This is a genomic window from Magnetovibrio sp. PR-2 (genome assembly GCF_036689815.1).
GTDB lineage: Bacteria > Pseudomonadota > Alphaproteobacteria > Rhodospirillales > Magnetovibrionaceae > Magnetovibrio.
Genome location: NZ_JBAHUR010000003.1, coordinates 123,775 through 146,680, shown reverse-complemented (window position 1 = coordinate 146,680; position 22,906 = coordinate 123,775). Strand labels below are relative to the sequence as shown.

At 55.7% G+C, this 22,906-nt stretch carries 27 protein-coding genes; 7 read left to right on the top strand and 20 right to left on the bottom strand.

Going from position 1 to position 22,906, the window contains the following annotated elements:
* Positions 1-95: 95 nt before the first annotated feature.
* From V5T82_RS05545 to V5T82_RS18205, 3 genes are all read left to right on the top strand, one after another.
* Positions 96-953: an ATP-binding protein gene (locus V5T82_RS05545; RefSeq protein WP_332894615.1), complete on the top strand. Its 858-nt coding sequence runs from the start codon at positions 96-98 to the stop codon at positions 951-953.
* A 175-nt stretch (positions 954-1,128) separates the two neighbouring features.
* Positions 1,129-1,338, top strand: coding sequence for a hypothetical protein (locus V5T82_RS05540; protein WP_332894614.1), 210 nt, complete (start codon positions 1,129-1,131; stop codon positions 1,336-1,338).
* Positions 1,269-1,430, top strand: a complete 162-nt coding sequence (locus V5T82_RS18205; protein ID WP_442917307.1) for a cation:proton antiporter domain-containing protein — start codon at positions 1,269-1,271, stop codon at positions 1,428-1,430. The genes V5T82_RS05540 and V5T82_RS18205 overlap by 70 nt, the downstream gene beginning before the upstream one ends.
* Here V5T82_RS18205 and V5T82_RS05535 read toward each other — a convergent pair.
* The 3 genes from V5T82_RS05535 to V5T82_RS05525 form a co-directional block, all read right to left on the bottom strand.
* On the bottom strand, positions 1,427-1,861 hold the full coding sequence (locus tag V5T82_RS05535; RefSeq protein ID WP_332894613.1) for an ArsC/Spx/MgsR family protein: 435 nt from the start codon (positions 1,859-1,861) through the stop codon (positions 1,427-1,429). The genes V5T82_RS18205 and V5T82_RS05535 overlap by 4 nt on opposite strands.
* A 78-nt stretch (positions 1,862-1,939) precedes the next feature.
* Complete coding sequence (locus tag V5T82_RS05530; protein WP_332894612.1) at positions 1,940-2,530, bottom strand: hypothetical protein; 591 nt, start codon at positions 2,528-2,530, stop codon at positions 1,940-1,942.
* 67 nt (positions 2,531-2,597) lie between these two features.
* Positions 2,598-3,089, bottom strand: a complete 492-nt coding sequence (locus V5T82_RS05525; protein WP_332894611.1) for an Lrp/AsnC family transcriptional regulator — start codon at positions 3,087-3,089, stop codon at positions 2,598-2,600.
* Between the two features lie 176 nt (positions 3,090-3,265).
* Between V5T82_RS05525 and ald the strand changes: the two genes are divergently transcribed.
* On the top strand, positions 3,266-4,384 hold the full coding sequence (ald, locus tag V5T82_RS05520) for an alanine dehydrogenase (protein ID WP_332894610.1): 1,119 nt from the start codon (positions 3,266-3,268) through the stop codon (positions 4,382-4,384).
* 49 nt (positions 4,385-4,433) lie between these two features.
* On the opposite strand, the gene V5T82_RS05515 is transcribed toward ald, so the two are convergent.
* From V5T82_RS05515 to V5T82_RS05505, 3 genes are all read right to left on the bottom strand, one after another.
* Positions 4,434-4,760, bottom strand: coding sequence for a DUF4389 domain-containing protein (locus V5T82_RS05515; protein WP_332894609.1), 327 nt, complete (start codon positions 4,758-4,760; stop codon positions 4,434-4,436).
* 63 nt (positions 4,761-4,823) lie between these two features.
* Positions 4,824-5,771, bottom strand: a complete 948-nt coding sequence (locus tag V5T82_RS05510) for a peptidoglycan DD-metalloendopeptidase family protein (protein ID WP_332894608.1) — start codon at positions 5,769-5,771, stop codon at positions 4,824-4,826.
* 39 nt (positions 5,772-5,810) lie between these two features.
* Complete coding sequence (locus tag V5T82_RS05505; RefSeq protein WP_332894607.1) at positions 5,811-6,710, bottom strand: DMT family transporter; 900 nt, start codon at positions 6,708-6,710, stop codon at positions 5,811-5,813.
* Positions 6,711-6,881: 171 nt separating this feature from the next.
* On the opposite strand from V5T82_RS05505, the gene V5T82_RS05500 reads away from it, so the two are divergent.
* Positions 6,882-8,300: a sensor histidine kinase gene (locus tag V5T82_RS05500; protein ID WP_332894606.1), complete on the top strand. Its 1,419-nt coding sequence runs from the start codon at positions 6,882-6,884 to the stop codon at positions 8,298-8,300.
* Positions 8,301-8,384: 84 nt separating this feature from the next.
* On the opposite strand, the gene V5T82_RS05495 is transcribed toward V5T82_RS05500, so the two are convergent.
* From V5T82_RS05495 to V5T82_RS05435, 13 genes are all read right to left on the bottom strand, one after another.
* Positions 8,385-9,020 carry a protein-L-isoaspartate(D-aspartate) O-methyltransferase gene (locus V5T82_RS05495; protein ID WP_332894605.1) on the bottom strand — a complete coding sequence of 212 codons (636 nt, stop codon included), beginning with the start codon at positions 9,018-9,020 and terminating at the stop codon, positions 8,385-8,387.
* Entirely contained in the window at positions 9,017-9,799 is a 783-nt protein-coding gene (gene surE / locus V5T82_RS05490; protein WP_332894604.1) for a 5'/3'-nucleotidase SurE, read from the bottom strand. The genes V5T82_RS05495 and surE overlap by 4 nt, the downstream gene beginning before the upstream one ends.
* A 1-nt stretch (position 9,800) precedes the next feature.
* On the bottom strand, positions 9,801-11,078 hold the full coding sequence (gene serS / locus V5T82_RS05485) for a serine--tRNA ligase (protein ID WP_332894603.1): 1,278 nt from the start codon (positions 11,076-11,078) through the stop codon (positions 9,801-9,803).
* 25 nt (positions 11,079-11,103) lie between these two features.
* Positions 11,104-12,012 carry a twin-arginine translocase subunit TatC gene (tatC, locus tag V5T82_RS05480; protein WP_332894602.1) on the bottom strand — a complete coding sequence of 303 codons (909 nt, stop codon included), beginning with the start codon at positions 12,010-12,012 and terminating at the stop codon, positions 11,104-11,106.
* On the bottom strand, positions 12,009-12,500 hold the full coding sequence (gene tatB, locus V5T82_RS05475) for a Sec-independent protein translocase protein TatB (RefSeq protein WP_332894601.1): 492 nt from the start codon (positions 12,498-12,500) through the stop codon (positions 12,009-12,011). Before tatB ends, tatC begins: the two co-directional genes overlap by 4 nt.
* Before the next feature lie 85 nt (positions 12,501-12,585).
* On the bottom strand, positions 12,586-12,831 hold the full coding sequence (locus V5T82_RS05470; protein ID WP_332894600.1) for a twin-arginine translocase TatA/TatE family subunit: 246 nt from the start codon (positions 12,829-12,831) through the stop codon (positions 12,586-12,588).
* 192 nt (positions 12,832-13,023) lie between these two features.
* Positions 13,024-14,100: an SMC-Scp complex subunit ScpB gene (scpB, locus tag V5T82_RS05465; RefSeq protein ID WP_332894599.1), complete on the bottom strand. Its 1,077-nt coding sequence runs from the start codon at positions 14,098-14,100 to the stop codon at positions 13,024-13,026.
* The gene (locus V5T82_RS05460; protein ID WP_332894598.1) at positions 14,097-14,993 is read right to left on the bottom strand and encodes a segregation and condensation protein A; all 897 of its coding nucleotides are present in this window, start codon (positions 14,991-14,993) and stop codon (positions 14,097-14,099) included. Before V5T82_RS05460 ends, scpB begins: the two co-directional genes overlap by 4 nt.
* Before the next feature lie 12 nt (positions 14,994-15,005).
* A complete protein-coding gene (locus V5T82_RS05455; RefSeq protein ID WP_332894597.1) occupies positions 15,006-15,704 on the bottom strand; it encodes a site-2 protease family protein in 699 nt (232 codons plus the stop codon).
* A gap of 13 nt (positions 15,705-15,717) precedes the next feature.
* The gene (gene nagZ / locus V5T82_RS05450; RefSeq protein WP_332894596.1) at positions 15,718-16,749 is read right to left on the bottom strand and encodes a beta-N-acetylhexosaminidase; all 1,032 of its coding nucleotides are present in this window, start codon (positions 16,747-16,749) and stop codon (positions 15,718-15,720) included.
* On the bottom strand, positions 16,736-17,674 hold the full coding sequence (locus V5T82_RS05445; RefSeq protein ID WP_332894595.1) for an SPOR domain-containing protein: 939 nt from the start codon (positions 17,672-17,674) through the stop codon (positions 16,736-16,738). The genes nagZ and V5T82_RS05445 overlap by 14 nt, the downstream gene beginning before the upstream one ends.
* 41 nt (positions 17,675-17,715) lie before the next feature.
* Positions 17,716-19,467 (bottom strand): arginine--tRNA ligase, encoded by a 1,752-nt coding sequence (gene argS, locus V5T82_RS05440; protein ID WP_332894594.1) that lies wholly within the window; start codon positions 19,465-19,467, stop codon positions 17,716-17,718.
* Between the two features lie 28 nt (positions 19,468-19,495).
* Positions 19,496-20,695, bottom strand: a complete 1,200-nt coding sequence (locus tag V5T82_RS05435) for a deoxyguanosinetriphosphate triphosphohydrolase (protein ID WP_332894593.1) — start codon at positions 20,693-20,695, stop codon at positions 19,496-19,498.
* A gap of 110 nt (positions 20,696-20,805) precedes the next feature.
* Here V5T82_RS05435 and erpA point away from each other — a divergent pair, with 110 nt between their 5' ends.
* Together erpA and xth are read left to right on the top strand one after the other, a co-directional pair.
* On the top strand, positions 20,806-21,156 hold the full coding sequence (gene erpA / locus V5T82_RS05430; protein WP_332894592.1) for an iron-sulfur cluster insertion protein ErpA: 351 nt from the start codon (positions 20,806-20,808) through the stop codon (positions 21,154-21,156).
* 70 nt (positions 21,157-21,226) lie between these two features.
* Positions 21,227-21,997: an exodeoxyribonuclease III gene (xth, locus tag V5T82_RS05425; RefSeq protein WP_332894591.1), complete on the top strand. Its 771-nt coding sequence runs from the start codon at positions 21,227-21,229 to the stop codon at positions 21,995-21,997.
* Between the two features lie 9 nt (positions 21,998-22,006).
* Here xth and V5T82_RS05420 read toward each other — a convergent pair whose 3' ends face one another.
* The gene (locus V5T82_RS05420) at positions 22,007-22,864 is read right to left on the bottom strand and encodes a bacteriohemerythrin (protein WP_332894590.1); all 858 of its coding nucleotides are present in this window, start codon (positions 22,862-22,864) and stop codon (positions 22,007-22,009) included.
* Positions 22,865-22,906: the final 42 nt, after the last annotated feature.

Here is a 22,906-nt window from a genome sequence, read left to right as displayed (position 1 = left end):
TAGCCGGATGGGGCCATTGTGCAAACGCTCAAAAGCCCTTTTTGCTGCTTTCTTAAGATTGACGGGACGATTTTCGCGCTTTACCGTCCAAAACCATGACAAACCACGCTTTAAAGCCCCTTTTAGAACGCATTGCCACCGCACTTGAGGCCCTGTCCGGGACCCAAAAGTCTGACAATGACCTCACCCAAGCCGACGCTTTTGTCTGGCACGCCGAGGGGGCGCGCTTGGCCCCGGTCAAAAAGGTCAACCGCGTGGCCATCAGCTTGCTCAAAGGGATTGAAAGCCAAGCCGAGACCTTGTTGGCCAATACCCACCAATTCGCAGACAACGCGCCCGCCAACAACGCGCTGCTTTGGGGGGCGCGCGGCACGGGCAAAAGCTCGCTGGTCAAAGCGGCCCATGCTGAAATCAATTTAGGGCGCGAAGTCCCTGTTTTGTTGGTGGAAATCCACCGCGAAGACATCCCCACCCTGCCCCAATTGCTGGAAATTTTGCGCAGCTCAGACAGGCGCGCGATCATCTTTTGCGACGACTTGTCGTTTGACGCCGACGACGCCCACTACAAGTCGCTCAAAGCCGTGCTGGAAGGCGGTGTCGAAGGGCGCCCGGACAACGTGATTTTCTACGCCACGTCCAACCGCCGCCACTTGATGGCCCGCGACATGATCGAAAATGAGCGCTCAACCGCCATCAATCCGTCCGAGTCGGTGGAAGAAAAAGTCTCCCTGTCCGACCGCTTCGGGCTGTGGCTTGGTTTTCACAATTTGGACCAAGCCACCTACTTCGCCATATGCGAAGGTTACGCCGAACATTTCGCTTTGGACATCACTACGGATGACTTGCGCGGCCAAGCCCTTGAATGGTCCATGACCCGCGGTGCCCGCTCGGGCCGGGTGGCGTGGCAATTCATTCAAGACATTGCCGGCAAACAAGGTAAAAGTATCACTTAAGGAAAGAAATGGAATTCATTGATATTTTTGCCATTTGATTGGTCGTGATTGCCTTTTTTAGGACCACCAACTACTACGTACTCAAATTGCCCAGCACCATCGCCTTGCTTGTCATCTCACTCTCGGCGTCCTTGGCCGTGATGCCTTAGCCCCCGCCCTTGGCGTCGGCGAAACCGTGCGCACGGCCATTGCAGGGATCGATTTTTACGACACCCTGGTGAAGGTGTTTTTGAGCTTCTTACTGTTTGCGGGCGCGATGCATGTGGACTTGGAACAGCTGCTCAAACGCAAGACCGCCATTGCTTTGATGCCAGCTTGGACCTGCGCGGCGGGATCTCCGTCGCACTCGTCCTGTCCCTGCCCGACGTTCCACAAAAGGACATGATCGTCGCCACAACATATGTCGCGGTCGTCTTCTCGGTCCTGGTTCAGGGCTTGAGCGTCAAATGGGTTATTCAGCGCTTCGTTAAGGTTTAGGCGCCCGACTTAGGCGGCTGACAGCTGTGCTTTTCACCGGGTGCGCGTTGACAGCCTTCGGTGATGGTCTCATCACTGGGAATATCGATGCCGATGGCCGCCAGGATGGGCCCCGGTTGAAAACCCGCAGCAGATCCTTTTTCGGTGCGCATCAGCGGGCGGCGGATCAACATCGGTTCGGCCATTAAGGTCTCCAACGCCCCATTTTCATCGAACGATGCAGGATCGATGATGCCTTTTTTGACTTTCACGGCGCTTTGGTTGAACCAATCCGTGACGGGTTGGGAGCCGAAAAACGGGCGCAAGGTGTCCGCCGTCCACGGTTCGCTCAACATATCTTTGACATCTAGGGTATAGCCCAGCTCTGCCAAGCGGGCGCGCTGCTTGGCGTTACCCTTGCAGCCCGGCTTTTCATAAAATTCGACACGCATGGTGCGCTCAGTCCTCCGACGTTCCCCAACGCCCGGTAGAGGCCGCACTATAGCGTACAGGTCCAATTTTCATAGCCTTTAGTCTTGAAGCAGCGTTCCGTGCTCAGGGACCGTGATCACGGCGCGTTTATTGGTGTTGGCAACAATCTTTAAATCGCGCGTGGTTTTGTCGGACCAGTTCATGCGAATATATAAGCCCAGCTCGTTACCATTAAAACGCATATCCGCTTCACAAAAACGGTAGGCATCGTCGACCGAGCCATAGAGCTGGGTAAATTTGCCCAACTCAAGCTCTGAGATCGTATGGCCGTTCTTTTCAAGAGCTTCGCGCATGATTTTAGTCGTGATGGAAACCACCTTTTCGCTATCGCAACGGGGCAAAACATAGCTCGTCGACGCATCGGCAACGGGCTTTTCAGGTAAAGCATTGCCGAAATAGGTGTACGCAAAAATACCGCCCGCGACACAGGCCCCGCCAATGGCCCAGAAAATCGGCATTTCGAGAAACGGTTTCGCCTTGGCGGCAAGCGGCTTCGCTTTGTCTGCAAACGGTCTCGTCATCTGTGCGAACGGTCGCGCCTTCTCGGCCAGTGGCTTCGCTTTTGAGGCAAGCTGGCGGGCCTTGTCCGCAATCGGTTTCGCTTTTTCGAGAAATTTATCCGGAGACACGTCTGAAACTGCCTTTACTGCGCCTGTGAAAACACGTCTTGGCTTCCATCAATGAGTAACACACGCGTTAAGCTACAATCAACGCAAGGTTCTCTTCATCCAAAGCAAAGCCTTGCTTCTTACACACCGTGCGCATGGTGAAGATGGAGCGGATTTGTGCAATCCCCGGCAAGCGTGACAGATAGGTTTTGTGGATGCGTTCGTAATCTTCCGCTGAACTTACTGCGACGCGCACCAAATAATCGGCTTGGCCCGCCATCAAATAACACTCCATCACGTCCGGGACTTTGGCGATCGCCGCCTCGAAGGCGTCCAAAATATCCTCGCTTTGGCCCGACAGGGTGATTTCGATGAAGATGTTGGACGACCGCCCCACCGCCTTGGGATTGAGCTGCGCACCATAGCCGTCAATAATGCCGTCGTCTTCCAAGCGGCGCACCCGGCGCAGGCAGGCGGACGGCGATAAATTCACCTGATCCGCCAAATCCTGGTTGGTGATGCGCCCGTCGATTTGCAGGGCCGACAGAATCCGCATGTCGATTGCGTCAAGGGCACTCATTGCATAGACCTTTCTAATATTCGCATATTATTGCGTCATAAGTATATTTTGACGCAGAATACACCATTGTTGGGCAATTATCACGCATCTTTGCAAGCACCTTTCGTCCGTTTTCTCCTAGTCTGTATTCAACACATTCGAACACACCAACCGTTGAAGTTCAGGAGTACGCAGCCATGTTGATCGGTGTCCCCAAAGAGATCAAAAACCACGAATACCGGGTGGGCCTTACCCCCGAAAGTGTTGGCGAATTCATCGCCCACGGCCACCAAGTCATTGTCGAAACCAACGCCGGTGCCGGCATCGGGTGCATGGACGCCGCATACGAAACGGCTGGTGCTGAAATCGTCGGCACCGCCAAGGACGTCTTTGAGCGCGCCGACATGGTTGTGAAAGTGAAAGAACCCCAAGCGGTCGAACGCGCCATGCTGCGCGAAGACCAAATCCTGTTCACCTATCTGCACTTGGCCCCCGACGCTCCGCAGACCAAAGACTTGGTCGGCAGCGGTGCAGTGTGCATCGCTTATGAAACCGTGACCAGCTCAAACGGCGGCCTCCCCCTGCTCGCCCCCATGAGCCAAGTCGCGGGCCGCATGTCCATCCAAGCGGGCGCACATGCTTTGGAAAAAGCTCACGGCGGTACCGGCATATTGCTGGGCGGCGTTCCCGGTGTGGCTCCGGCCAAAGTCGCCATCATCGGCGGTGGCGTGGTGGGTGAAAATGCCATCCAAATGGCCTTAGGGCTCGGCGCAGACGTTACCGTTTTGGACCGCAACGTGAATGTGTTGAACAGCCTCAACAACCGCTTCGGCGCACAGTTGAAAACCTTGTATTCCTCCGCTGCCGCATTGGAAGACACGGTGTGGAATTCCGACTTGGTTGTTGGTGGTGTGTTGGTCAAAGGGGCAGCGGCGCCGAAGTTGGTCACCAAAGACATGCTTGGCGGCATGCGCGCCGGTTCCGTCCTGGTGGACGTCGCCATCGATCAAGGCGGATGCTTTGAAACCTCCCACGCCACGACCCATGCGGACCCGACCTACATCGTCGACGAAATCGTGCACTATTGCGTCGCCAACATGCCGGGCGCCGTGCCGCGCACGTCGACCTATGCGCTCAACAACGCAACGTTACCGTTCGGTTTGGAAATCGCCGACAAGGGCTACAAACAAGCGCTGTTGGATAACCCGCATCTGCTGGAAGGCTTGAACGTTTATCACGGCAACATCACTTACGAAGCCGTCGCCATCGACCAAGGCTATAACTTCGTAGACCCCACCCAAGCCTTAGCGGCTTAAAGACAACTCAACAGAAAACGGGCGAAGCTTAACGGCTTCGCCCGTTTTGTCATTGTGCTTTGGATTTCTTTTTCTTCGGAGGTTCGCCCCAGTCGCTGACGGGGTACGGCATCTTGTCGGTTTGAAACGTCAAAAACTTCGTCATGTCGCCGATGTAGACGGCCAAATCGCCACCGAGACTTTTCAGCTTTTCGTTGGGCTCTTTGGTGAACAGAACTTTTAGGAACTGAAAAATCGCAATCGCCGCGATCAAGATTTCAGCGAGGTTAAACGCAACAACAAATAGCAGCATATAAACCAAACGCATCCACGTGGCCTGATCGCTCAAATTGTCGCGGGTCGAGTGTGCGTCTTGGTCCAGAGTGTGCTCTGACATCGAAACCTCCGGTTAAGTGAGTACACCAGAGATATAGGCCTGTTTGCCACAGCTGCAACAGAGCTACATATACTTGCGCGGATCAACCGTGGTGGAGCCTTTGCGCACTTCGAAGTGAAGCTGGGGTGTGGCGACGCTGCCGGTGCTGCCGACCTTGGCGATTTTTTGCCCGCGACTGACCTTGTCGCCACGTTTGACCAACAGTTGATCGTTGTGCGCATAGGCCGTCACCCAGCCGCCGGAGTGCTTGACCAGCAACAGATTGCCAAAGCCCCGGATTTCGTTGCCTGCATAAGCCACCACCCCGTTTTCCGCCGCCATAACGTTGGAGCCCCGGGGCGCCGCAATGTTGATGCCGTCGTTTTGCATCCCTTTGGCTTTGGAGCCGTAGTTGGAAATGATCTTGCCCTGTACCGGCCAGCCAAACTTGCCGCTGGAGCGTTTCGGCGGCTCGGGAATTCTGACTTTGGACGTGCGCGTGGTTTTGCGCGTCGGCGTGACCTTTTTGGTGGTGGTGCGCTGCCGGCTCACGGTCCGTGTAGGGGCCGCAGCGGGACTGACCGTGCCCGAACGCGGTATGCGCAGCTTTTGGCCGGGATAGATCGTATAGGGCTGACGAATACCGTTGATGCGCGCAACGGCCCAAGTGTCGGTCTTGTAGCGCTTGGCAATCAGGGCCAAGTACTCGCCACTGCGGACCGTGTGGATTTGGCCCTGGGGCAGTTTCAGGCGTTGCCCGACATAAAGCTTATACGGAGCGCGCAGATTGTTGGCGACGATGATGTCGCGGGGCGATAATTTGTGACGGCGCGCAATGGAATAGACCGTGTCACCCTTGCCCACTTTGACCGCCGTTGCATTGATGAACACGTCCGAACTGCCCGGACGATTGGCCAGTTGCGGCCCCCAACCGCCCGAGTTCATTTCCAATCCACCACAGGCCGACAGCACGAGCAAAAGGCTCGCGGCCATCCAGTTTTTCAACCCGGGCAAGGAATCCGTCTTTGTCATGGGCGAATTATGACCTTCCAAGCTTAAAGCTTCAATAACCTAAGCTTTTGACTTTGCGCCATAGGTTTCGCGGTACCAAACATAAACACCACTGCCAATAATTAACGCCGAACCAATGGCGGTCCACAGGCTGGGCACATCGCCAAACACGACAAAACCCCAGACAATGGCGGCCACCACTTGGGAATAGGTAAAGGGCGCCAGCATGGAAGCCTCTGCCGAATGAAACGCTTGGACTAGCAAATAATGCCCCAGCGCGCCAGCGGCACCCATGGCCAGCATCAGCAGCCATTCAAAAGTCCCCAAATCTTGCCACACAAACGGCACCGCAAGGCTGAGGCACAACGCCCCCACCGCCGTTGAATAAAACGTGGTGGCATCGGATCGGTCTTTGGTGCGGATCACGCGGGTGAGAACCATATAAACTCCCAGCAAGATCGCGGTGATAAAGGGCAATACGGCCACCCAGGCAAAGGCATCGGTCCCCGGCCTAGCCACAAACAGAACACCGACGAAGGCGACAGCCACAGCCCCCATGCGCCGTGGGCCGACGTGCTCACCCAAAAACAGGCCAGAGATCACGGTCACCAAAACCGGAGCCATAAACTGAATTGCTGCCGCATCACCCAAAGGCATCTGCGTGATGGCCACATACATGAACCCCGTCGCGCCAAACAGGCACAGGGCGCGCACGAACTGCAGCCCGGGGCGCTTGGCTTTCAAAAAACCGAACGAACGCTGTCGTCCGGCCAACACAACAAACGTAATCACCGTGTGAAAGAAATAGCGCCCCCAAATCACCATCAAGATTGGAGCCCCCAGGGCGAGATACTTAGCCGTCACATCCATGCCTGCCAACACCACGCCTGTGGTAATGATCATCAATATGGCGATGGCTGGGGAAACAAGTGTGTCAGAAGGATGAGCGGGAGAGGTCATGGCTCAGTGTAGCCGGGATCACAGCGCTTGCAAGCCCCGCTAGACGGACACGCGCCCATTTCATTATCAAATCGTAATATTTTTTCATTTACCCTTAGTGCATATAATGTTATTTTATTTGTTATGGGTCAGACACAACGACACCAACCTCGGTTTGTATTGATCATAGGCTTGTTGACCATCCTGGTCTGCATGCTCAGCCTTGTGTTTGTCGCGTTTTCTCATTTGAAGGACACACAATCGGTCTACGAAGAAGACAGGATTTTGAACGAAAAGGTTCAACTGACCCGTGTGATGCGCAACGTGGTGGCGTTGCGTACCTATATGCTGCCCTATGTTGCGACCATTGATGATTATTTTGAACGCGATGAGCAACATATGGAATTCAACAGCCAAGCGGCACGTATGGCGCGTTCACGGCTGCGTTTGTTGGAGCTTCCGCTCTCTTCCGATGAGATTAAGTTCATCGATAAAATTACCCAAGAAATCGTCGGCATGCGTCGGTTTGTCGAAACCACCATGGAACTGGCCGTCGAAGACCCCGGCAGCGACGCCTACTACGCGGCTTTGCATGAATCCCAATGGCGTCAGGTAGCGCTGCAACACACCCTTGAGGACTTTGCCGCTCATTTTGAAGCCACAGCCGCCAAACGCACCCAAGAACTTCAAGCTAACCTCAGCGAGACCCTGAATCACATCGCTTGGTTGGTGGCGGGTATTCTGGTGTCTAGCCTTGTGGTGGGCATCTATATCTATTATCGCGAAAGCCAAAACGCAAAAATGTTGCAGATGGCCGTCGAGCAGCGAACACATGAGCTCAAAATAGAAAAAGAACGTGCCGAAAGCGCCAATCGGACCAAGTCCGAGTTCCTCGCCAATATGAGCCACGAGCTGCGCACGCCACTCAACGCCATCATTGGTTTTTCCAGCGCCATCAACGAAAGTGTCTTCGGGCCAGAAACCAACGAAAAGTATGCTGACTATGTGCGCAACATTCACTCGTCGGGCAATCACTTGTTGGAGCTGATCAACGACATCTTGGACTTGTCGAAAATCGAAGCCGATGCTTTGGCGCTCTATGAACAAGAGCTGGACATCGGTTTGGTGTGCGAAAAGTTGATGTTCTTGGTGCGCCACCGCGCCAATCAAGCGGGTGTAAAGGTTATCAACCGCATTCCCACACAGTGTATCGTCATGTATGGCGATGAGAGGCGTCTCAAACAAATCATTGTGAACCTGCTCACCAATGCCATCAAATTCACCAAGCCGGACGGCCAAGTCGAGTTGGATATCGTGCGCACAGATGAAGGTTTTACCCTCAGCGTCACAGACACGGGCATCGGCATGACGGAAAAAGAGCTCGCCATCGCCGTGTCCCAATTCGGACAAGTCGACGGGCGCCTCAGCCGCCAATACGAAGGCACCGGATTGGGCTTGCCTTTGACCATCGCTTTGGTCGAACTGCACGAGGGTACGTTCCACATCGAAAGCCAAAAGCATCACGGCACGGAGGTGCGCCTCAGCTTCCCCAAAGAGCGCCTGTTGGAATGGAACGCGCCGAACCAAACGGACCAAAGCCTCAGTGCTTAAAAAACAACACACTTAAAATCGGTCCCAAACGCGCACAAACGTGGCCCCTCCCCGCCGATTTCGGGGACAAACAAATCGTAACCTTTATTCGGACACTTCGCCTTCGACGAACGGCACGAAGCGCACCCAGCCCAAGTCTGTTATTTCCGTGTCTTGTTCGGACAACTTTGTGACCTTCACCAAGCGTTGATCGTGGTGATCGTCGCCGATGGGCACCACCATGATGCCGCCAATGGCCAACTGATCCACCAAAATGGGCGGCACGTCAATTGCGGCTGCGGTGACGATGATACGGTCGAACGGAACTTGTTCCGGCCAGCCCTTGGACCCGTCCCCAAACCGCGTGGTGATGTTGTGGATCTTTAACTGCTGGAAGCGTTTCTCAGCTTCTTGCAGCAAAGGCTTGTGGCGTTCGATGGTGTAGAGCCGTCGGCACAATGGGGCCAGAACGGCCGCCTGATAGCCCGACCCGGTGCCGATCTCCAACACTTTACAGCGATCATTAAGGGCCAAGGCTTCCGTCATCATGGCGACGACCAGCGGTTGGGAAATGGTTTGGTGATGACCAATGGGCAGGGCCGCATTTTCAAACGCGCGGTCTTGGAATGGTTGAGCCACGAACATTTCGCGCGGGACACGCTCCATAGCGGTGATGATCGGGTCAGCAACGCCGTTTTGGCGCAATTCCAAGACCAACTGCATCATGCCGGGATTGGTCATGACAAGGCCCCCTTCAGCGTCTTCATCATGCCACGGTGCGTCAGATCCAACCCCAACGGCGTAACAGACACAGCCTTGCGGCTGATGGCTTCTAAGTCCGTCCCTTTAAGCGATTTGTCTTCGTCTCGTTGTGCGCCAATCCAGAAGTACGGCTTGCCTTTGGGATCGGCACCTTGCAAAAGCTCGCATCCGATTTTGCGCCGCCCCTGTTTGGTGGTTTCAATGCCCGTCACGTCCCCCACCGGACAATCGGGGATGTTGACGTTGAGCAGAACCCCACGGGGAAAGGCCACACCGTTGAGGCTTTTCAAAACCTCTTCGACAAAATGCTCCGCCGTCTTCCAGTGCGCTTTGGCGTCGTCGGGTGTCACCAACGAAAACGCGATGGAGGGAATGGTCAGCAGCGTGCCTTCCATGGCCGCAGCCACAGTACCGGAATACGTCACGTCTTCGCCCATGTTGCCGCCCCGGTTGATACCGGACACGACCAAGTCGGGCGGGCTGTCCTTCATGACTTCGTGCACCGCCAACATCACCGCGTCGGTGGGTGTGCCCGTGACGGAAAACTTGCGCTTGGATTTTTTTAAGATGCGAAGCGGGCTACGCAGCGTCAGTGAATGCCCCGCCGCACTTTGTTCGTGTTCGGGAGCCACAACCCAAACCTCGCCCGCAATGCGTTTGAGAACACGTTCCAGTGCTTTAATGCCCGGCGCGTTGACGCCGTCGTCGTTGGAGATCAGCACACGTGCTTTGGACAGGTCGGGCACGCGGTCTTTCATATCAGTCAGCCTTTGCGATGACCTCGAGCCCGCCCATGTACGGACGCAGGACGTCCGGCACGGTGATGGAGCCATCGGCGTTTTGATAGTTTTCCATGACCGCGACCATGCAACGGCCTACGGCCAAACCGGATCCGTTCAAGGTGTGCAGGAATTCCGGCTTCTTTTCGCCCGCACGTTTGAAACGCGCGTTCATACGCCGTGCTTGAAAATCGCGGGTGTTGGAACAGCTGGAAATTTCGCGGTAAGTGTCTTGGGCCGGCAGCCAAACTTCGATGTCGTATGTTTTCACCGCGCCAAAGCCCATGTCGCCCGTGCACAGTGTCACGGTGCGATACGGCAGATCCAACGCTTCCAAGATGCCTTCGGCACAGCCTGTCATGCGGCTGAGTTCACCGTCGCTGTCTTCCGGTTTCACGACAGACACCATCTCTACCTTGGTGAATTGGTGCTGACGGATCATGCCGCGCGTGTCTTTGCCTGCCGCGCCCGCTTCGGAACGGAAGCACCACGTCATGGCGGTGTAGCGGCGCGGAAGATAGTCTTCGGCCACCATTTCGCCCGCGACGATATTGGTGAGCGGAACCTCGGCCGTGGGAATCAGCCAGTAATCGTCTTCCGTATGGAACAGGTCCTCGGCAAACTTCGGCAATTGGCCGGTACCAAACAAAGCATTGTCTTTGACCAGTGCCGGCGGGTTCACTTCGGTGTAGCCGTTTTGCGTGGTTTGATGATCCAGCATGAACGACGCCAAAGCACGTTCCAGACGCGCCAAAGGACCGGACAGCAACACGAACCGTGCACCGGACATTTTGGCCGCCGTTTCAAAATCCATAAAGCCTAAGTTTTCGCCCAGATCGACATGGTCTTTCACATCAAAACTGAAAGACTGCGGTGTCCCCCATTTTTTAACTTCGACGTTGTCGTTTTCATCTGCGCCTGCGGGCACGTCTTCGTCGGGAATATTGGGGATGCCGGCCAGCAACGCGTTGAGCTCATCCGTTTTGGTTTTGGCTTCAGCTTCCGCTTCGGCCTGTGCCTTTTTGGATTCAGAGACCTTGTCGATCAGGTCCTGCGCATCTTCGCCCTTGGCTTTGCGTTGGCCGATTTCTTTGGCGGCTTTGTTGCGTTCGGTCTGAATTTCTTGGGCGGACGTTTCCAGCGCGCGGCGCGCTTTGTCCAATTCCAAGACTTGGCCGCTCATGGCGTCTACACCACGGCGAGCAAGGCCTGCGTCGAACGCTTCCGGGTTTTCACGAATTTTGCGAATGTCATGCATGGGTCTTTTCCCCTGCCCTCAAAACTTAAGGGCCTTCGTCCACGTCCGGTTTCGATTTGGGCTCGCCAGGTCCGGTTTCATCCGCACCGTCTTCGTCAAAGACCAGACCCTCGTCATCTTCATCTTCATCGTCATCATCGTCGTCGTCGTCATCCAGAAGCTCGTCGTCCTTCGGCTGAACCATCGCGACGGAAAGGATGGAAATCTCATAAAGGAACATGGTCGGGATCGCCAAGCCGATCTGCGTGATCACATCAGGCGGCGTCAGAATGGCTGCGGCCACAAATGCAATAACGATGGCATAGCGGCGTTTTTCCTTGAGCCCCTTGGCCGTCACCATACCGGCCTTGCCCAACAACGTCAGGATGACCGGCAGCTCAAAGGCCAAACCGAACACAAAGATCAAACGCATGACCAGCGACAGATATTCGCTGACCTTGGTTTCCAGTTCAATGTTCAGGCCTTCACCGGAACAAACTTGGAAGCCGATGAAGAATTGCCACGCCACCGGGAACACAAAGTAGTACGCCAACGCCGCGCCAAAGAAGAACAAGACCGGCGACGCGACCAAGAACGGCAGCAGCGTTTTCTTTTCGTTGTCATACAGGCCCGGGGCCACGAACTTCCACATCTGCCCGGCGACAAACGGGAAGCTCACAAAGATGGCGAAGAAGAATGCCACTTTGATATAAGTGAAAAACAGCTCGTGCGGCGCGGTGTAGATCATCCGCTGATTACCGCAGTTTTGTTCCGCCAACACATCTGCCAACGGCTGGGTCAGGAAATTGTAGAGGTGTTCGGAAATGCCATAGGACGCAAAGAACAGCACCAAAATGATGCCGAGCGAATACATCAAGCGCTGGCGCAACTCGACCAAGTGCGACATCAAAGGCGCTTTGCTGTCTTCTGCGGGGGTTTCCGTTTGATCGCTCACGCTTTGTTTTCCGTCTCTTCTGGCGTCTTTTCTGGCGTCTTCTCGGGCTCGGGTGCAGATGCAATCGGCATCACATCGTCGTCGTCATCATCATCGACATCATCGTCTTCTGGCAGGTCAGCCGTTTTCTTCGCTTCCGCGTCGTCGCCCGGCTCCATAACTTCGTCCAAGTCGAAATCGTCTTTGGACACGACTTTTTTCGCCTCGTCCTCGCTCAGATCCAAGTCTTTCGCGATATCGGTGCCGACCGTGTCTTCCAGGTCTTTTTTCAGCTCGTCCGAGCCTTCGGTGATCTGCTTCTTCACGTCGTCGAAGTCGGCTTCACGCACCATCTCATCCACGCCCGATTGAAATTCGCGCGCCATGGATTTGGCTTTTCGGACCATTCCGGTCACGGTTTTGATGGTTTTGGGCAGCTCTTTGGGGCCCACGACGATCAGCGCAAGCACCCCAATGATGAATAATTCCTGCCAGCCGATGTCAAACATGGCCGAATACCGCTCTTATCGAAGGGATTGAAGAAAAGCTGCCGCCCCACAGTTGGAGCGGCAACACACCAAAAAGGAAAGAGACTTAAGACGCTTTGTCTTTGTCTTCGGCTTTGGCGTCTACGGTTTCAGCAGGCTTTTCTTCGATCGCTTCGGTTTTCGCCGTATTCGCGTCGTCTTCAGCTGCTTCGCCATCCTTCATGCCTTTTTTGAAGGATTTCAGGCCCTTACCGAAGTCACCCATCAGCGCGGAAATCTTGCCGCGACCACCAAACAGCAGCAAAACGATCGCCAAAACGATCACCCACTGCCAAATACCCATCACACCCATGTCGTTATCCCGTTACTTGGTGTTTCAAATTCTCTTATTCGCCTCCCACTTAAGCCTTTGGGGAGGTCGCGACGCGCTGAAAATCCGCCAATTTCGGGACCCCAGCAAAAACGCGTGAATGACTTTCATACAGAGGCATTCCGCGATGATCAAGGGAAACGGTCCAGATCAGCGAAATATCACGAAAAAGCCTTAAACTTCTTCGTCTTCGTCCTCTTCTCGCTCAAGCGCCTCAACGGCACTTTTGACCGCACCCGCAACCGCTTCCATGGCCGCGTCGAGCTTGTCCGCCGTGCGTTTTGTGGCTCCAGAAGCGTCCAGCTCTTCCTCAGGCTCCGGCTCCGGTTCTGGCGCGGGAATGGTCGCTTCGATGGCTTCTTCCAAGGGCGTGTTGTCCAACGCAGGCACCGTGACGTCGGCGTCTTCTGCATGGGTTTCGGCGCGCACAATTTCGGATTCTTTGAATTCCATGTTCTTTTGCACTTCTTCGGACGACTGCATATCGGCGCGTGAAGAGTACGCCTGAATGGCCGGGCGGGAATCCAACAGGCCCATGGCGCGCAGCTCTTTCAAGCCCGGCAGCTCGCTGACGCTGGCCAGACCGAAGTGGTCCAAGAAGTTGTCCGACGTGCCCCACTGCATGGGTCGGCCCGGTGTTTCGCGACGACCGCGCGGTTTGATCCAGGTTTCTTCAAACAACAAGTCCAGCGTGCCCTTGGACAGCGAGACACCGCGGATTTCTTCGATTTCGGCGCGGGTGACGGGCTGGTGATAGGCAATAATCGCCAGCGTTTCAATGGCCGCGCGCGACAGTTTTTTGGAAACTTCGACTTCTAAGTTCAGACGCTGACCTAGGTCCGGAGCCGTGCGGAACGCCCAAGAGCCCCCACGGCGCACCAAAAGCACCCCCCGGCCTTCGTAAAAGCCCATCAGCTCTTTCAACAAAGGCTTTACGTAGACACCTTCGGGCAAGCGCGCCGATAGCGAACGCTCAGACACCGGTTCGCTGGACGCAAACAGCACGGCTTCCAGCAAGCGCACAAGCTCGGGATCGATCTCTTGGGTCTCGGCCTCTTCGATATCGTCCAGTTCGTCGTCTTCCAGCTCGTCAAACGCAGCGTTGGCAGCTTTGATCTGGGCTTCGCGGTCGAGAGGTTTTGCAGGCGCGGCGTCAGCGGCTTGTTCGGTTTCCACCTCTGCCGCTTCATCACCGCCCATAGGGGGTTCGTCGTCCATCATGTCGTTCGGTTCGTTGTCGTTTTCAGTCATTCTTCGTCCTGGGCCCCTTCAACTTCAGACCATTCATCGTCCGAGGTCTCCCCGTCTGCACCCACATTTTCATCGTGAGCATAGGGCTTGGTCCAATCGTCCGTGGTTTGGAAATAAATCTCACCATAGGTTCCGTCTTGGCGAATTTTCAAGCGGCCCTCTTTGGCCAGTTGCAAGACCGCGCCAAACGTTGCCGCCGTCGCGGAACGGCGCGTAATGGGGGTTTGCAGATCTTCGGGCAGGAAGCTCGTCAAGGTGCGCCAGCCGGGCGTATGACCGACCAAGGACCTCAGTCGCACCAAAGCGTCCTCAATGGCGTGCAGCTCCCAAGATTGCTCGATATGCAAGGACTTGGTCTTGGTGTTACGGGCTTTGTGCTCGGCATAGGCCTGGATCAAATCCGTCAGGGTCGCGTCGAAAATGGTGCGCTGCGTGGTGCGGAAACGCTCGCGCGCACCTCGCGAATAAAAATCCTGGCCCAAGCGCGCACGCGCCATCAGCCCGGCTCCGGCCTTTTGCATGGCTTCCAAGCGTTGCAGCTGGAATTGCAGGGCGGCGGCAAGTTCTTCACCCGTGGGTTCTTCTTCCGTAGACATATCCGGAATCAAAAGACGCGACTTCAGATACGCCAGCCACGCCGCCATCACCAGATAATCGGCGGCAAGCTCCAGGTTCTTGCGCCGGGCTTCAGCCACAAATTTCAGGTATTGGTCCGCCAACTGCACGATGGAGATGTGGATCAAATCCACCTTTTGGTCGCGCGCCAAAGACAACAGGACGTCAATGGGGCCCGCGTAGCCGTCCAGTTCCACCTCAAACGGGGAAATGGTCGGCATTTCAGGCAGGCCGTCGTCCTCTTCGTCATCGGATAGATATGTCACGTCGTCTGACATGCGGTCCCCAAACTAATTAATTCCGGTGATGGTGACGATGGCTTCCATCACCCACTGAGATGGCACCAAAATCACGGTGGACAAGAAGTCCAAATCGGCCCCGATCTTGCCACCAATCCAAGGCAGGATAAACAGGAGGAAAATCAAGATGCCAAATCCAGCACGCTCGAGCCGCGCCAACTGACCGGCGAAGGGCTGGGGCAAGACCCCAACGGCTATGCGCCCACCGTCCAACGGCGGCAAGGGCAACAGATTGAACACAGCCAATATCACGTTGATTTTAATCAAATTAATGAGATTTTCTGCCGTCCACAACGTCATCGTTTCCGGGATATACGCCACCACATGCAGCAAGAGCGCAGACACGGTTGCAATCAACAGGTTTGCCCCAGGCCCAGCAGCCGCGACCAAGACCATATCGCGCCGGGGTGAGCGTAAATTGTAAAAATTCACAGGTACGGGCTTGGCGAATCCGAACATGAACTGCCCGCCCGAAACCAGCAAAAGCCCTGCAGGCATCAAGATTGTGCCGAACAGATCAATGTGTTTGAACGGATTGAACGTCACCCGGCCCATACGCAAAGCCGTGTCGTCGCCCAGTTTGGACGCGACCCAGCCGTGCGCGGCTTCGTGCAACGTCACGGCCAGCAACACAGGTATGACCCAAACGGAGGCCACGACCAAAAATTGGTAAAAATCAAAATCCATCATGGAAGTGGAGGAATTACCCCATCAAGGTGTCGAAACGAAGGCGGGCGTTGCGCCAGTCCTCCTCAGTCTCGAACGCTTGAGCAGCACTGGTGCGGTGAAGTTCACCCATCTTATAGCGCGCCCAGGCCTTGCTCGTCATCACCGAAGAACCTTCGGCGACGTGCACCATTTCTTCCATGTCGCCATTGCAGTGCAGCGCCACGTCGCAGCCCGCAGCCAAGCAGGCAGATGCGCGCTCGGAAAAGCTGCCTGACAGTGCCTTCATGGACAGGTCATCGGACACCAAAAGCCCTTGAAATCTCAGCTCTTTTCGAATGATTTGAGAAATCACATGCACCGACAAGGTCGCGGGATTATCCGCGTCCAAATCCGTGTACACAACATGCGCTGTCATGGCCCAGGCGGCCATGTGCAGGGCACGAAATGGGGGGAAGTCGACCGCGGCCAAAGTGGATTTATCCACATCCACGACAGGTAAATCTTTGTGACTGTCCACCAACGCCCGGCCATGACCGGGGATGTGCTTGATCACCGGGGCCACGCCGGACTTCATCAAACCGTCCATAAACGCCTTCGCCAAGACTTGGATGGTCTCAATATCTTCACCAAACGCCCGGTCGCCGATGATGGGGTCCGCGCCCGGTTGCGGCACGTCCAAAACCGGTGCGCAGTCGACGGTGATATCCAACTGCGTCAATTCTTCACCAATCAACCGACCGCCCAAAAACGCGGCGTCAACGCCCGCCATGGGGTCTTTGGCGTAAAGCGCTGCATAGGCCTTGGCTGTAGGGAATTCGGGCCAATGGGGCGGTTTGAGGCGCGCCACCCGGCCGCCTTCTTGGTCAATCAGGACCGGAGCCGTGCCGTGGTTCACACAACGGCGCAAATCCGCGACCAAAGCTTTGACTTGGTCGGGATTTTCACAGTTTCGTTGAAACAAGATAAAGCCCAGCGGCTGGACGTCTTGGAAAAACGCCCGTTCTTCGGCGCTGAGTTCTGTCCCAGCACAGCCGAAGACGGCGGCTAATGGCTTAGGGCTTGGCAATCAAGCACCCCACAGAGCGTTTTTTGAGGGCGTCGCAGACGGCCTTGGCTTCACCGCGATTGACGAACCAGCCGCCACGCACACGGTAAAACACACCCTTAGCGCCCAGATCGGCCCGTTGAACGACCAATTCCAAACCACCCAGGATATCCGGGTGCTTCTTCGACAAACGCGCCCATTCACCCTTGGCATTGTTCTCATTGCGCACGGCGGAAAGCTGAATCATGTAGCCTTTGCCCGCCGTGCCTGTGGCTTTGGTTGTCGCAGCAGCCGGTGCCGGTGTCGGCTTGGGTTCTGGGGCTTTAACCACAGGCGCAGGCGCAGGCTTCGGTGTCGGTTTCGGCTCAACTTTAGCCACTGGCTCAGGCTTCGGTTCCGGCTTGGGTTCGGGTTTGGGTTCAGGCTTCGCAGCCGGTGGCGGCGGCGGGGCGGGAGGCGTTGGGTCAGCTTTCGCGACCTCTTCAACAGGTTTCGCAATTGGTGCAGGCGGTGTTTGTGGAGCGATGGATTTGGGCGGCTCCAACGGTGTTTCCGGCGGCGGCAGCAAGCGTTCCACTTGCGCGCCCGAGCCCGTCACTTGGTCACCCGCCATGCGGTCATAGACCAGTTTGTCCCGGTCCGGCACGCTCATGCCACCGGGGTCGGCAGGCTTTTCTTTCAAGGCGAATTTCGGCGCTTCAATGACCGGAACGTTGCCCGGGGCTTGAGCGGCCATGTCGTCCGCGTCCTGCAGATACATCCACCCGGCCCAGCCACCTCCGGCCAAGACTAAGATGAGGACCAACCACAGCCACAAGCCGCTGCTTTTTTCCTGCGGGCTTTTGGCGATGAGCTCAAAATCCAGCAACTCGGAAGCGTCGGGTACGTTTTCGTCGTAACCGTCTTCAACCTCGAAGTCACCGTGCGAATCGTTTTGGTTTATCATGACGCGAATCTTAGACCGAAATGGTTAACGCTTTTTTGGCATTAACGCATTTCTTGGACAGGTTTAACGCCAAAAACGTCAAGACCCGACCCAATCACGTTCGCCACACCCTGGATCATCGCCAAACGCGCCAAGGTAAGCTCGGCGTCATCTGCAATCACAAAGCGCAAACCTTTGTCTTTGTTACCTTTATTCCACAGGCCATGGAACTCGGCCGCCACGTCGTTCAAGAAGAACGCGATGCGATGTGGTTCGTGGTGAAGGGCCGCACTATCGACAATGCGCGGCCACTGGCTCAAAAGCTTCAACAGCGCCAATTCACTTTCGTCCGTTAACCGGCCCAAGTTCGCGCCGTGCACGGCATCGTCCGTAATCACATCGCCCAGTTCGTCCTTGGCCATACGCCGTGCAGAATTCACCCGGGCATGGGCGTATTGCACATAAAATACCGGATTGTCTTTGGACTGCTCTTGAACTTTTGCAAAGTCAAATTCCAAGTTCATGTCATTTTTGCGCGTGAGCATGATGAAACGCACCACGTCTTTGCCGACTTTTTCAACCACGTCGCGCAGGGTCACAAACGTGCCTGCCCGCTTGGACATCTTCACGGGCTGGCCGTTTTCGGACAACGAAACCATGTTGCAGAGCTTCACATCCAAAGCCCCCTCACCGCCGGTGAGCGCCTTGATGGCCGCTTGCATGCGTTTGACGTAACCACCGTGGTCCGCACCCCAGACGTCGATCATATCGCCAAAACCGCGACGGTATTTGTCCAGGTGGTACGCCATGTCGGTGGCGAAGTAGGTCCAAGACCCGTCGGACTTCATGACAGGGCGGTCCACATCGTCGCCAAAGTCGGAGGCTTTGAACAAGGTCTGTTCGCGCTCTTCCCAATCGTCGGGCAGTTTGCCTTTGGGCGGTTCCAACACACCTTCGTAGATCAAGCCGTTTTCTTTGAGAAAATCCAGGGCTTCGTCAACCTTGCCGGCACGGACCAGTTCGCGCTCGGACGAGAACACGGCGTGTTCCACACCCAAAGCCTTCAAGTCGTCGCGGATCATGTCCATCATAGCTTCAATCGCGAAATCGCGGATGGTGGGCAGCCACTCGGCTTCGTCAATACCCTTCCATTTATCACCGTCGCGTTTGGCCAACGCCTGACCCGGCTCCACCAAATAGTCGCCGGGGTACAAACCTTCGGGAATATCGCCGATGTCTTCGCCTAAGGCTTCGCGGTAACGCAAATGCAGCGAGCGCGCCAATACGTCAACCTGAGCACCAGCATCATTGATGTAGTATTCGCGGCTCACAGCAAAGCCTGCTTTTTCCAACAATGCGGCCAGCGCATCGCCAAACACCGCACCACGCGCATGGCCCACGTGCATGGGCCCCGTGGGATTGGCGGACACGTATTCGACATTGACCTTCTGATCGGCACCAATGGCACTATCGCCATAAGCCTTTCCGGTGTCCAAGATGTCGCGCAGGCGCGCTTGCCAAAAATCATCACCCAAACGCATGTTGATGAAGCCCGGACCAGCGATCTCGACCCCCGTAACCCCGTCCAGGTCTTCGACCTTTGACGCCAACAGCGCTGCAATTTGGCGCGGGTTCTTTTTCGCGGGCTTGGCCAACAGCATGGCGGCGTTGGTGGTCACATCGCCGTGCGACGCATCGCGCGGCGGCTCCACCGTGATGCGGCTTAAATCCAAGCCTTGGGGCAGTTCGCCCGCTTGGGCCAATTCATCAATCAATCCCGCGATTTGGTCGCGAAAGTGGGTAAACAAGTTCATCAGCTTTAAGTCCTGAAACTTTTAAATCTTAGCCCAACGAGAAATCGCTGGTGCGGGCCTGCAAATCGAACAGACGTTTGTGTTCATCCAAGGCATGGCGGTCCGTCATCCCGGCGATATAGTCCGCAACCACGCGCGCCGTCAACTCATCGTTCGGGCCGGTGGTGCCCTCTTGCCATTCGGTGGGCAGGGTTCCGGGCTCGGCTAGAAATAGCGCGAACAGGTCTTGCACCACGCGGCGCGCTTTGGACGTCATGCGGTTGAGCTTGTAATGGCGGTACATATTGGGGAACAAGAAGGCTTTGAGCTCCCGGTCGTTTTTCGCCATTTCGTCGGTAAACGCGATCAAAGGCTCACCATAGGTGCGGATATCCTCAACACTCTTCGGTTTTGCATCGGCCAAGCGCACACGAGATTCTTTCAAAATGTCTTCAACCATCATGCCGATGGTGCGGCGCACGACTTCGTGCACGGTGCGTGAAAAGTCCAGTTCCGGATACTTTTTTTCCACCTCTGCAAAGGTCTTGCCGACAAAATCCACTTCGCGGATGTCGTTCACGGTGAACAGCCCAGCGCGTAGGCCGTCGTCAATGTCGTGGTTATTGTAGGCCACATCGTCGGACACGGCGGCGATTTGCGCTTCGGCTGAGGCGTAGGTGCCCAGCTCTAAATCGTGATCCTTGGCATATTCGACAATCGCCCAGGGCAGCGGCTTGGCACCCTCAACACCCGTCAGCGGGCCGTTGTGCTTGACCACCCCTTCCAGGGTTTCCCAGGTGAGGTTCAGCCCGTCAAAATCGGCGTAGCGCTGTTCCAGCTTGGTCACGACGCGCAAGGACTGGGCGTTGTGATCAAACCCGCCGAACGGCTCCATCAAATCTTCCAGCGCGAACTCGCCCGCATGACCAAAGGGCGTGTGGCCCATGTCATGCGCCAAGGCCAGGGTTTCGGCCAAATATTGGTTCAGCTCCAAGTTCTGCGCGATGGAGCGCGCGATCTGGGAAACTTCCAATGAATGGGTCAGGCGCGTCCTGAAAAAGTCGCCTTCGTGGTTCACGAACACCTGGGTTTTGTACTGCAAACGCCGAAACGCAGCCGCATGAATGATGCGATCGCGGTCACGCTGATAGCAGCTGCGCGTGGCACTTTCAGGCTCGGCATGCAGACGCCCCCGGCTTTGTTCCGGGATGCACGCGAATGTGGCCAGATTTTCTAATGACGTATTCATGCGGGGAACCTACTCCGACGCCCCTTGTGGAGCAAGCATTTGCGCTTACATATTGGGTGAAATCGGTTAATATAAGATTTCCCGAATAAGATACCCTCAAAGAGGTCCAAATGCCCGACACAACAGAAATTCAAGAAGGCCTGCAAATCGGCGACGGTGCCGTGGCCCGCATCAAGCTTTTGATCGAAAACGAAAACAACCCGGCTATGAAGCTGCGCATCGGCATCACCGGTGGCGGTTGTTCCGGCTTTCAGTACAACTTCAGCCTAGATGACAAAGTGAACGACGACGACGTCCTGTTCGAACGCGACGGCATTGCCGTGGTGGTGGACGAGACCTCCATACCTTTTGTCAGCGGCACAGTGTTGGACTTCAAAAACGATTTGATGGGCAACTACTTCACCATGGACAACCCGAACGCGTCCAGCACATGCGGCTGCGGCAGCTCGTTCTCGGTTTAAGCCTCGGTCAGAATCGTGCTACCAAGAGGACCCGCTTTCGCGGGTCTTTTTGTTGGAAGGTTTAGCTCACATGAAAATCGCCACCTGGAACGTCAACTCACTCAAAGCCCGCCAAGAACACTTGATCAAATGGCTGGGTGAATTCGAGCCGGACGTGGTGCTGTTGCAAGAGCTCAAAGGTGTCGAAGAGAAGTTCCCGATGATGGAAGTGAACGCCGCGGGCTATGAAGCTGCCGTGGTGGGGCAAAAGACCTATAACGGCGTGGCAATCTTGTCCAAGACGCCCATCGAAGTCACCGCGACCCGCTTGCCCGGCGAAGAGGAAGACGTGCAAGCGCGCTATGTCGAAGGCATCGTTCAAGGTGTGCGCCTGGGCTGTATCTACCTGCCCAACGGCAACCCCACCCCCGGGGAGAAATACGACTACAAAATCCGCTGGATGCGCAGGCTTTATGCCCATGCTCGCGAACTGCTCAAAACGGAAGAACCGTTTGTGTTGGGCGGTGATTACAACGTCATCCCCGAACCCCAAGACGTGCACGATCCGTCCAAGTGGACGCGCGACGCGCTCTATTTGCCTGAAAGCCGCAATGCGTTGCGTTGCATCGTGAACTTAGGTCTGACAGACGCGTTTCGGGCTTGTAATGCTGAGGGTGGGCGCTATTCGTGGTGGGATTATCGCGCGGGCTCTTGGGACCGGGACGAAGGGTGTCGCATTGATCACTTGCTGTTGAGCCCTCAGGCCGCTGACAAGCTCAGCGCCAGCGGCATCGACAAAACGCCACGCGGCTGGGAAAAGCCGTCGGATCACACCCCGGTATGGTGTGCGTTAAGCCTTTAGGACGCCAGATCAGCTCGCGGCGATCTGGTCTTCCGTGTGGTTTACAGCTACGGCCACGCGCGAAATGGTTTCCAGAAGATTGCGCGCTTTCACCGGCTTTTGAATATATTCGGCAATGCCTAAGTCGCTAGAGCGATCCTTCAGTACATCCGTCGAATAGCCTGTCAGCAACACCACGCGCGTGGGTAGATTCAAGACTTCGTTAACGTTGTGGGCGAACTCAGTTCCGTTCATCTCTTCCATAACCCAATCGCATAGAACGATGTCCGCCGGGCGCTCCGCCAAACGGTCGAGACCGTCTTGGGCATTGTCCACCACCTGGATGTTGCGAATACCCACGGCCCGCAAGATGGTGCGGATCAACCGACGAAAATTCGGGTTGTCGTCGACCAACATAATGCGCAGATGTTCCCAGCTGTTAAAATCGGAGCCATCGCCCAAGAAGCCAACATTGCCCGCAGCGTCGTGGGCTTGTTCATTATCCAAACATGTATCACGATAGGCGAAGTCGGATCCCATGATGTGATCAACCAGCCAGGACTGAAGAAAGTCGCGGATGTCGTGTGCGCTGACTTTCCAGGGGCTATTTTGATAATCTTCAAAGATGCGGCGCACTTGGCGGCTGAGCGAGCGATGCGTATCGCGGTGCGTTTCCAAGCCGGCGTAGTGGCTGAGTTCCATCATCTTTTCTTCGCGCAAAAAATGATAGTCGGTGTATTCCACCAAGGCATCCAGGACACTGCCCAGAACGGTGCTTTCCTCGTTCTCGTCAATGCAGTCGTTGACCTGGTTCAACAAATTAATAAGGACCTTGTGATCGGCGTCGACAAACGTCACACCGGTCTCCAAATCCTTGGACCATTCCACTAACACTGTCCACTCTCCACACGGGTTTTCCCGTTTTATATG

Excerpts from the sequence above, each read along its gene's own strand:
- V5T82_RS05545 (WP_332894615.1), top strand. The coding sequence starts at position 96 with ATGACAAACCACGCTTTAAAGCCCCTTTTAGAACGCATTGCCACCGCA.
- V5T82_RS05535 (WP_332894613.1), bottom strand. The coding sequence starts at position 1,861 with ATGCGTGTCGAATTTTATGAAAAGCCGGGCTGCAAGGGTAACGCCAAG.
- V5T82_RS05525 (WP_332894611.1), bottom strand. The coding sequence starts at position 3,089 with ATGAGTGCCCTTGACGCAATCGACATGCGGATTCTGTCGGCCCTGCAA.
- ald (WP_332894610.1), top strand. The coding sequence starts at position 3,266 with ATGTTGATCGGTGTCCCCAAAGAGATCAAAAACCACGAATACCGGGTG.
- V5T82_RS05515 (WP_332894609.1), bottom strand. The coding sequence starts at position 4,760 with ATGTCAGAGCACACTCTGGACCAAGACGCACACTCGACCCGCGACAAT.
- V5T82_RS05510 (WP_332894608.1), bottom strand. The coding sequence starts at position 5,771 with ATGACAAAGACGGATTCCTTGCCCGGGTTGAAAAACTGGATGGCCGCG.
- V5T82_RS05505 (WP_332894607.1), bottom strand. The coding sequence starts at position 6,710 with ATGACCTCTCCCGCTCATCCTTCTGACACACTTGTTTCCCCAGCCATC.
- V5T82_RS05495 (WP_332894605.1), bottom strand. The coding sequence starts at position 9,020 with ATGACCAATCCCGGCATGATGCAGTTGGTCTTGGAATTGCGCCAAAAC.
- surE (WP_332894604.1), bottom strand. The coding sequence starts at position 9,799 with ATGAAAGACCGCGTGCCCGACCTGTCCAAAGCACGTGTGCTGATCTCC.
- serS (WP_332894603.1), bottom strand. The coding sequence starts at position 11,078 with ATGCATGACATTCGCAAAATTCGTGAAAACCCGGAAGCGTTCGACGCA.
- tatB (WP_332894601.1), bottom strand. The coding sequence starts at position 12,500 with ATGTTTGACATCGGCTGGCAGGAATTATTCATCATTGGGGTGCTTGCG.
- V5T82_RS05470 (WP_332894600.1), bottom strand. The coding sequence starts at position 12,831 with ATGGGTGTGATGGGTATTTGGCAGTGGGTGATCGTTTTGGCGATCGTT.
- scpB (WP_332894599.1), bottom strand. The coding sequence starts at position 14,100 with ATGACTGAAAACGACAACGAACCGAACGACATGATGGACGACGAACCC.
- V5T82_RS05460 (WP_332894598.1), bottom strand. The coding sequence starts at position 14,993 with ATGTCAGACGACGTGACATATCTATCCGATGACGAAGAGGACGACGGC.
- V5T82_RS05455 (WP_332894597.1), bottom strand. The coding sequence starts at position 15,704 with ATGATGGATTTTGATTTTTACCAATTTTTGGTCGTGGCCTCCGTTTGG.
- V5T82_RS05445 (WP_332894595.1), bottom strand. The coding sequence starts at position 17,674 with ATGATAAACCAAAACGATTCGCACGGTGACTTCGAGGTTGAAGACGGT.
- argS (WP_332894594.1), bottom strand. The coding sequence starts at position 19,467 with ATGAACTTGTTTACCCACTTTCGCGACCAAATCGCGGGATTGATTGAT.
- V5T82_RS05435 (WP_332894593.1), bottom strand. The coding sequence starts at position 20,695 with ATGAATACGTCATTAGAAAATCTGGCCACATTCGCGTGCATCCCGGAA.
- erpA (WP_332894592.1), top strand. The coding sequence starts at position 20,806 with ATGCCCGACACAACAGAAATTCAAGAAGGCCTGCAAATCGGCGACGGT.
- xth (WP_332894591.1), top strand. The coding sequence starts at position 21,227 with ATGAAAATCGCCACCTGGAACGTCAACTCACTCAAAGCCCGCCAAGAA.